Below are 8,957 nucleotides of genomic sequence, written 5' to 3'. Positions count from 1 at the left end.
AGCCCATGCTATTACCTTTTAGTTTAGTTATATCAGTCTCTTGTTTGCATTTTTAGTAGGGAAGTTCAAAAATGTAAATAGTGATATACCCCTAATCATAGGTCATTACTGATTGAATGCCATAAACACACGGAATGAAGATCTGCGCATCACCCCAGGCGTGCCCCACAATACCAATGATGAATCGTTACGACACGCACGCGCACGAGCTAATGAACACAACCGTCGCTTTAACACCTTGTCCCCGTCGGCATTTGCTGAACGTGCAGCCACCCTGTCTGTACTTTTAGCTAAATCAAAAGGGGTGCAGGTTGCGTCTTCAATCTACACGGAATATGGCTGCCAAACTTACATCGGAAAAGGGACTTTTCTGAATCATAATGTGTCGATTATCGATGCCTGTCCGATTCATATTGGCAACCAGGTACTGATTGGCCCCAATACCGTCATTTCGTCTGTGGTCGGGCGGTTTACTGCTGGTCCCGACGCGGACCACGAAGTTGCCAATCCAGTAACACTGGGGCACCGGGTTTGGGTAGGCGCCAATGTGCGCATAGCGGCTGGCGTGTCGATAGGAGACAACTGCGTCATTGGCGCGGGTAGCCTGGTAACCGAATCATTACCTGCTAATACATTAGCTTACGGGATTCCAGCCGCTCGCATTCGAAAAATTCAGCAAAATCCTCAATGAATTAAGCAGGTTTGCCGATAACCAACTATGGTTGAAACAGTCCTATAAAGACAGACGCATAAAGCGACTCGGTGACATGACGTATTTCAATATGAAGCAACTCCGACTATTTTTCCTGACTTTCGCCGCCTGCTTACTGGCTGCCTGTGGCGGTCTTAGCAAAGACGCTGCAGATGAAACCTTTGCGGTAAATGCAGGCCGGGATCGCAGTATGGCTGAGCAGGCCACAATCTCTTTGTCTGCACAGGTATCCTATCCTTCAGGCGAGGTCACATACCGCTGGACGGCCCCCTCGTCCATTACGATTGCCCAAGAAGCCACGACCAGCTCTGCCGCTACCCTTACCGCGCCAGCAGTTACCAGTGAAACGCAATTTACTATATCGGTTACTGCCACCGACGCGAGCAGCCAGACCGCCACCGATAGCTTTGTACTAACGGTGACGCCGCAAAACAGCGAGCCTACCGCATCAATTACTGTAGCAGACTGGCCAGATGTTGACCCCGGCACTTACCCTGCCGGTGTTACTATAACGCTGGACGGAAGAAACAGCTTTGATGCTGACAATACCAGCAGTGACGCGATTGCGAAGTGGTTGTGGGAACAAACCGCTGGCAGCGATGTTATTTCCGGTCTTGAGGCGGATCAATCTACGCTGGTCATTTCAACGCCCATCGCCGACAGCCGCCAGACTCTGACTTTTTCACTCACGGTAACCGATCAGGAAGGAGCAACCAATACGACCTCCTATTCCATTACTATTCTGTCGGCATTTGAAACGCAGCCCCAAGTCTCTGTTGGCCTTAATCAGGCAGTCTTTGGCGGCGAAACTATTCTGCTAGACGGCACCGCAAGCAGTTCACTGCAGGCTGCATACCCCTTGAGTGCGAGATGGACATACAGCGGTGACAGTGAGCCTGTCATTGTTCAGCCTACCCAGGCCGACACCTATGCCGTAGCTCCTCTGGTAACCGACACCACCGAATTAGAGTTTTACCTGACAGTCGAAGACAGCTACGGCAATGTGGTCACCGAAACCAAACGCGTCACCGTTCGCCCGTTCCCGGTTCGCGTGCTCAATGACACAGGTATGTCTCAGCAAGCCAATGACACCGCGAATGGCAACACACAGCAAAACGCCTGGCCGGGTCAGGACGCCCATAAAGGCGCAGACGCGCTGGCCAATGCGGGTATTCTAGACAAAGCCGGTCGCGGCCAGGCCGGCTTTGATTTTACAAAACTCAACGCCAACGGCGATGAACAAGACGATGACGTGACGCAGTTTAGCTGTGTTCGTGACAATGTAACCGGACTGGTGTGGGAAATAAAAACCACTGATGGGGGGCTGCGCGATCAGGACCATCTGTACAGCTGGTACAGCACCGACAACAATGGTGGGTCGGAAGGCAGTTTGAATGGCACATCAACGCAGTGCACCCTCACCAACTGTAATACCGAAGCCTATATCGATGCCATTAACACTGCAGGACTGTGCGGTTTTTATGACTGGCGACTGCCCACCCATGGTGACCTGCTGTCACTGGTGCATTTTGGTAAAGGCAGCTCACCGCGCATTGATACCCAGTACTTCCCTTACACCGGCGACGGTACCGCGGGCACACTGTGGTACTGGACGAGCTTACCGAGTGCAGATGGTGTCAGCAATGACGCGGCACAAAACGCTTGGGCGATTGATTTTATTTCCGGTGTAGACAACTTCCTGAACAAATCTTCGGCAGCCAGTATTCGACTGGTTAGGGCAGGGCGATAATTATGAAATCACTGTTCACATTAATGAGTCTGCTTATACTGAGCGTGGTTCAGGCCGCACAGGCGCAAACCTGTTTGGCTAACGCCGACGACACCACACCAGATGATGACTTCTCAACCATCACAACCAGTACGGTTCTGCACACGCCCACCGGATTAATCTGGCAACGTTGCGCCGTGGGTCAGACTTTCGATGGTAGCACCTGTACCGGTGAAGCCGAGCAAATGACCTGGCAGGAGGCGCTTACGTATGCCTATACCTATGATGCCGATCTGCGCGAAGGCTGGCGTGTGCCCAATTTAAAAGAACTGGCCAGCCTGGCTGAACGTGACTGTGTTCGTCCGGCGATCAACGGCACGTTTTTCCCGGCTACGCCGCCAGACAGCTTCTGGACTTCCACGCCCTCCATTATGGACCCGCTGCGTGCCTGGACTGTTGCGTTTTTCAATGCCAGTCACTCCATAAAAGAAAAGGATCGCACTGTTTACTTGCGCTTAGTGCGCACAAAGTTACCTACCGAGTAAAGCCTGGGGGGCAATACTGCCCCCTACTCTTGCAGCACGTATTGTCCGGGCGCCTCCGGCAAGCCATCAGCACTGTTAATTTTCCTTGCTGTCACGTCTTCAGTTGAATTGTCAGCCAGCCATTGCTGCCACACTGGCCACCATGAACCTTCGTGCATGGGAACGTCTTTCAGCCAGGCCTGCGGTGGCAGGTAAGGCCCGTCTTCTTTTTTTGTTGCCACCTGATAAACCCGATGCGGGTGCCCAGGCTCACTGATAATGCCCGCATTGTGGCCGCCGTTTGTCAGTAAAAACGTAATGTCTTTGTCTATCAGCAAGTTGACTTTGTAAACCGACTGCCAGGGCGCGACGTGATCTTTTGCGGTCCCCACCACAAACAACGGAACCTGAATATCGGCCAACGCAATAGGCTTGTCATCTACCATAATCTGACCACCGGCCAACGCGTTGTTCAAATAACACTGTCGCAGATACTCTGAATGCATGCGTGCGGGCATACGGGTCGCATCCTGATTCCAGCTAAGCAGGTCGTTGGCGTGCTGACGCTCACCCAGTAAATACTCTTTCACCCACTTTGCCCACAACAGGTAGTTCGCTCGCAGTATCACAAAAGTGCCAGCCATACTTTCTTTGGGTAAATAACCGTGTTTGGCCATGACAGCTTCAAGCATGGCTAGCTGGCTCTCATCAATAAACAACCGAAGATCACCGGCATCGCTGAAGTCAGTTTGCGCGGCCAGTAAGGTTAACGAGCAAAACGGGCTGCGTTTCTCTCGCTCCAGCCAGGCAGCAGCCATACTCAGCAAGGTGCCTCCCAGACAATACCCGACGCCGTGAATGCGTTGCCCGGGCATTCTGGACTGGACCGCAGCGATAGCCTCACCCAGCCCCTGCTTCAGGTAGTCCACCAGCCCAACGTTGTGATCGTCTTGTTGCGGATTTTTCCAGGAAATCATAAATACCGTATGGCCTTTGTCGACCAGGTATTTCACTAGCGAGTTGTGTTCAGACAAATCGAGAATGTAGTACTTCATGATCCAGGCAGGCGTAATTAACACCGGCTCGGCTTTCACTGTATCGGTCGAGGGCGCATACTGAATCAGTTCCAGCAATGCGTTTTTAAACACCACTTTTCCCGGTGTAACCGCCAGGTTTTTACCCACCTGATAGGGGCTATGTGCGGATTTACTGCTACCCAGATACTGCTGCGTAACGTCCTGCAACCAGTTGTCCAGCCCCTTCACCAGATTGTTTCCCGAGGTCGCCAACGTAGCGTGCGTTACTGCAGGGTTAGTCAGAGGAAAATTAGCTGGCGACAACGCTTCTAACCATTGGCGCACAGCAAAGTTCACCATGTCAGTATGGTGCTTTTCCACTCCCTGCACGTCGCGCGTAGCTAACTGCCACCATTGTCGCGTTGCAAGGTAGGACTGACGGTAAAATGCATAGGGCCAGGGGATCCATTCTGCGCCGGCCAGGCGATTATCTTCAGCAGCCTCTTCACACTCTGCGTTCTGACCGCAGGCATGAGTGAGAGACAGATCCAGCAAAGCCTGCTGCTTGCCCAATGACAACAACAAATGAATGAACCAGTCAGTAAATGCCAGGCCGTAAGCGACCGGGTCAATGCCACCAGTGAACTGGCTAAGCAGTTGATTAATTGCGTAGTCAGGCTTAAGTGGCTCGCTGACATCATCAGGGGCTGATTGCCGGTCAGCGTAGGTGTATTCAATAACATTACTTTCGCGGTTGATCATGGTGATTCCTTACCAAAGGCCAATAAGGTCAATTTATCACCAGAAAAAAAGAAAAAGCTTGATCTTGATGGGTATCAATAACGATTTCCTAAAAGTGTTTATGCTACACGGGTGCTTTGCTGTTTCTGATTCTTTTTCCACGGAGAGCTCTCATGGACATGATCCGTAATAAACCGTTTAACGACATTCAGATTGGTGATTCAGCGTCTCTCACCCGTACCTTATCCCGCAAGGATATTCAGCTGTTCGCCATTATGTCGGGCGACGTTAATCCCGCGCATGTGGACGAAGAGTACGCTAACAGTTCACAGTTTCACCACATTATTGCCCACGGCATGTGGGGAGGTGCACTGATATCCACCGTTCTGGGGACACAGCTTCCGGGCCCGGGAACGATTTACCTGAAACAGGACTTTACGTTTTTAAAACCGGTTTCACTGGGTGATAACCTTATCGTTACGGTCACTGTTACCGAGAAACAGGCACACCACCGGGTCGTGCTCGACTGTACTTGCGTCAATCAATTAAACGAAACCGTAATTTCAGGGCAGGCGCTGGTAAAAGCCCCGGCTGAAGCCATTGCCCGCCCTCGTGCGTCTCTTCCGGCGCTGGAACTAAAAGAAGAGTCCAGCGCACGCTATCAGCAGTTTATGACCATGGCAAAGGGCATGCGCCCGCTCAAAACCTGTGTGGTACACCCAGTCGATGCCAACTCACTCGCCGGCGCTCTGGAAGCGGCCAGCGATAGCCTGATAGTACCTATTCTGGTTGGCCCAAAAGCACGCATTGAGCAGGTCGCTATCGACAATCAACTGGATATTTCAGGCATCAGACTGATAGACACGCCTCACAGTCACGCAGCAGCAGAAACCGCGGTAAAAATGGTGTCATCGGGTGAAGCCGAGGCGCTGATGAAAGGCCATTTACACACCGATGAGTTAATGCACGAAGTGCTCAATAAGGATTACGGCCTTCGCACCGGCCGGGTGATGAGCCACATTTTCGCATTAGATGCGCCAAGCTACCATAAATCGCTGTTTTTGACGGACGCCGCGATAAACATTCGCCCTAATTTGGCGGCTAAGAAAGACATTATTCAAAATGCCATCGACCTGGTGAGCGCGCTTACCAATACCACGCCGAAAGTTGCTATTTTGTCGGCGGTGGAAACCGTTGAAGAGAAAATCCCCTCTACGCTGGATGCGACCGCACTGTGCAAAATGGCTGAACGCGGACAAATCACCGGCGGCCTGCTGGATGGCCCGCTGGCCATGGACAACGCAATTTCCAGCGAAGCCGCGAAATCAAAAGGCATTTTGTCTCAGGTGGCGGGTGACGCCGACATTCTGGTTGCCCCGGATCTTGAATCTGGCAACATGCTGTTCAAACAAATGCGCTACTTGTCGGGTATTGAAGGGGCCGGTATTGTGCTCGGGGCCCGTGTGCCAATTATTCTCACCAGTCGGGCTGGCGGTCCGGCGACCCGTAAAGCGTCGTGTGCCATGGCGCTGGTATTCCAACGCAAACGCGAAGGGCAAACGCGATGAACTCCCCACACGCGGCCAGGTACCTAGTGATAAACAGTGGGTCTTCGACACTAAAATACGCGGTACTTAATGCCGGTGACCTGAGTGTAGAAGAGCGTGGCAATACCGAAATTACACCCGACACCTTCGCCCAATCACTGGAAGCCATTTTGCACCATGCCGGCCAGGTTGCTGCCGTGGGGCACAGGGTTGTGCACGGTGGTGAGCGATTTACTGCGCCCGTTGTCGTTAACGATGACAACCTTACTGAGCTGCACAATCTGACTGATCTGGCCCCATTGCATCAACCGCATAATCTACACGCGATTGATGTGTTGCGTGACGCCCACCCCGAGCTTCCGCAAATAGCTTGCTTCGACACCGCATTTCATAACACCCAGTCGACGTTACATACCTTGTATGCCCTACCCGCTTCACTGCGGGACAAAGGATTGCGACGTTACGGCTTTCACGGTTTGTCTTACGAATACATCAGTCAGCAATTGGCTGCCTGCGCATCAGATCACGGCGGAAAATGCATTGCCTTGCACCTTGGCAGTGGCGCCAGTGCCTGCGCAATGCTGAAGGGAAAAAGCGTCAGTTCCAGCATGGGGTTTACCGCGCTGGACGGCCTGATGATGGCAACCCGTTGCGGCACCCTGGACCCGGGGCTGGTATTGCACTGCCAAACCCATCTGGGCATCGATGCCACCACGCTCACATCCATGTTATATAAAGAGGCCGGATTGAAAGGGGTATCGGGCCTCAGTGCTGATATGCGAGCACTGTTGGAACACGCTGATCAGCCTGCAGTTGAACAGGCCATTGCCTTGTATTGTCTTTATATCGTCAGGGCCATTGGGGCACTGGCGGCAGATTTACAGGGCCTCGACACACTGATATTTACAGCAGGTGTAGGTGAGCATGCCACGTTTATTCGGGAGCGCGTATGCGCACAGTTAGGCTGGTTGGGTGTGAACATTGATTCCAATGCCAACCTGCAACACGCCGCAGAAATTCAGGCAGCGGATAGCAAGGTTGTTGTCAGGGTATTGCCCACCGACGAAGAGTGGGTAATTGCACAGCATATGCGAACGCTTTTAAAAGCCTAGGTCGAATTTATGCGCTTCACGTTCTCAGCAAGCCAAAGCGTTTGAGAACGTCAGTAATGCGCAAAGTGGCAAAATCAGTAAACTCACCAGCATCATAAAACCGGCCATGGCAACCCGGGCAGCTTTCAAAGCGAATGTGCGTCTGGCGGCTGTCCACCATGTTCAGCATGCGGGTGTTTGGACAGACCGGACACAAGATATTTTTTATCTCGTTGTATTTTACACCCACGGCTTTATCGCCGGTATCGATGGATTTGGCTATGGCTTTAAGGTCCTGGTGTTCCAGCACATCAAACCATAACCCGCCGCAGTCCTGACAACGCTCTATTACCCCGAGCGGGGTTTGAACATGAGCAAACGTACCACTACATTTTGGACATTGCATCTCACTTCCTTATTGTTGTGATGATGTCTAATTGTCGATGCGTCTAATCAAACTGGCAAGCTCTTCGATTTTACCCACAGTCGTTCTCACCAGATTGTCAATTTCATTCGACGATACCTGAGAGTTACCGGCCAGCGTTCTGACTTCATCAGCCACCACGGCAAAGCCACGGCCCAGATCACCCGCCCGGGCGGCTTCAATGGCTGCGTTAAGCGCAAGCAAGTTTGTTTGCTCCGATATAGAATTGATCGTGCCAACTATAGTGCTGATTGTCTGGCTGGTCGTTAGCAGTTCCTGCATCGCATCCTGAGTCTCATTGACGGCCTGTTTGCGTGAGGTTACGTCGATGGCAAAGAACACGTAGCGCGTAACTTCACCGGCAAAGTTCTTCAACGCGCAAAGCCGCGAGTCGAAGGCCAGATAGTGTCCCTCTTGTTTTAGTTCGAGTACTTTGGATACAAAGCCAGAACTCTCTAATTCAGCTTTTTCCTCTGCAGTAAGCTGCTGATTAAGTTGGTGGGCGAAATCTTCGACCTGAATGACACCGCTGAGTGTTTCTTTCAGCAGCTTATTGGCTTCAATAACCCGGCCATTGGGCTCTATCTCCAGCAATACCAATGCGCTGCCAATGGCATGGAGCTTGTTGGTAAAATCAAGTGCCATTTGCTTAACGCGGGTAATATCGGCCTGTACCGCAATGAAATTGACCAGTTTGCTGTTTTCAAAAACCGGATTAATAGACAGGGACGTCCAGTAGGGGGTGCCGTCTTTGCGGTAATTCAGAATCTCATCGTAAAACGCTTCACGGTTTTTGATACGCTGTCGAATGACATCTACGGTTCTTGGGTCGGTCTCTGTGCCCTGCAAGAATGACCCCGGCTTTTTGCCTTTCACTTCATCCAGCTTCCAGCCTGTCAGCTTTTCGAATCCGGTATTAACGTATTCTATCAAGCCCTCTGCATCAGAAATAATAACCGCGTTGTCAGTTTCATTGGCCACCAGCGACAGCATGCGTTGCAACTCACGCTGTTCGACTTCTTCAGTCACATCTTTAATAAAGGCAGTATACAGAGTCCGGTCATTCAGTTTCACTTTCGACAATGACAGTCGGCCCCACAAGGTTTTTCCGTCGCGGCGTTCTATTTTGACTTCGCGGCTGGTGCCAACAATTTTATCGACACCGGTTTCGCG

The 8,957-nt window shown here is 51.7% G+C and carries 8 protein-coding genes; 5 read left to right on the top strand and 3 right to left on the bottom strand.

Features of this window, described 5'->3' with window-relative positions:
* Positions 1-112: 112 nt before the first annotated feature.
* From AC4MRN_RS17200 to AC4MRN_RS17190, 3 genes are read left to right on the top strand one after another with little or no spacing between them, the layout of a single operon-like run.
* Positions 113-691 (top strand): DapH/DapD/GlmU-related protein, encoded by a 579-nt coding sequence (locus tag AC4MRN_RS17200; RefSeq protein ID WP_491203973.1) that lies wholly within the window; start codon positions 113-115, stop codon positions 689-691.
* A 31-nt stretch (positions 692-722) separates the two neighbouring features.
* Positions 723-2,462 (top strand): Lcl C-terminal domain-containing protein, encoded by a 1,740-nt coding sequence (locus AC4MRN_RS17195; protein WP_491203972.1) that lies wholly within the window; start codon positions 723-725, stop codon positions 2,460-2,462.
* Between the two features lie 2 nt (positions 2,463-2,464).
* A complete protein-coding gene (locus AC4MRN_RS17190; RefSeq protein ID WP_155016125.1) occupies positions 2,465-2,986 on the top strand; it encodes an Lcl C-terminal domain-containing protein in 522 nt (173 codons plus the stop codon).
* Between the two features lie 23 nt (positions 2,987-3,009).
* Here the strand turns inward: AC4MRN_RS17190 and AC4MRN_RS17185 are convergent, their stop codons facing one another.
* The gene (locus tag AC4MRN_RS17185) at positions 3,010-4,743 is read right to left on the bottom strand and encodes a PHA/PHB synthase family protein (RefSeq protein WP_491203971.1); all 1,734 of its coding nucleotides are present in this window, start codon (positions 4,741-4,743) and stop codon (positions 3,010-3,012) included.
* Positions 4,744-4,895: 152 nt separating this feature from the next.
* On the opposite strand from AC4MRN_RS17185, the gene AC4MRN_RS17180 reads away from it, so the two are divergent.
* Together AC4MRN_RS17180 and AC4MRN_RS17175 are read left to right on the top strand one after the other, a co-directional pair.
* Positions 4,896-6,290, top strand: a complete 1,395-nt coding sequence (locus tag AC4MRN_RS17180; protein ID WP_491203970.1) for a bifunctional enoyl-CoA hydratase/phosphate acetyltransferase — start codon at positions 4,896-4,898, stop codon at positions 6,288-6,290.
* Positions 6,287-7,381, top strand: coding sequence for an acetate/propionate family kinase (locus AC4MRN_RS17175; RefSeq protein ID WP_491203969.1), 1,095 nt, complete (start codon positions 6,287-6,289; stop codon positions 7,379-7,381). The genes AC4MRN_RS17180 and AC4MRN_RS17175 overlap by 4 nt, the downstream gene beginning before the upstream one ends.
* Positions 7,382-7,397: 16 nt before the next feature.
* Here AC4MRN_RS17175 and AC4MRN_RS17170 read toward each other — a convergent pair whose 3' ends face one another.
* Together AC4MRN_RS17170 and AC4MRN_RS17165 are read right to left on the bottom strand one after the other, a co-directional pair.
* Positions 7,398-7,766, bottom strand: coding sequence for a TFIIB-type zinc ribbon-containing protein (locus AC4MRN_RS17170; protein WP_487966304.1), 369 nt, complete (start codon positions 7,764-7,766; stop codon positions 7,398-7,400).
* A 27-nt stretch (positions 7,767-7,793) separates the two neighbouring features.
* A partial coding sequence (locus tag AC4MRN_RS17165; protein WP_491203968.1) for a methyl-accepting chemotaxis protein occupies positions 7,794-8,957 on the bottom strand: 1,164 nt, incomplete at its 5' end.

It is taken from the genome of Marisediminitalea sp., from assembly GCF_984433645.1.
The sequence above is the reverse complement of the archived record's forward strand: the minus strand, read 5'-3'. Positions and strand labels throughout refer to the sequence as shown.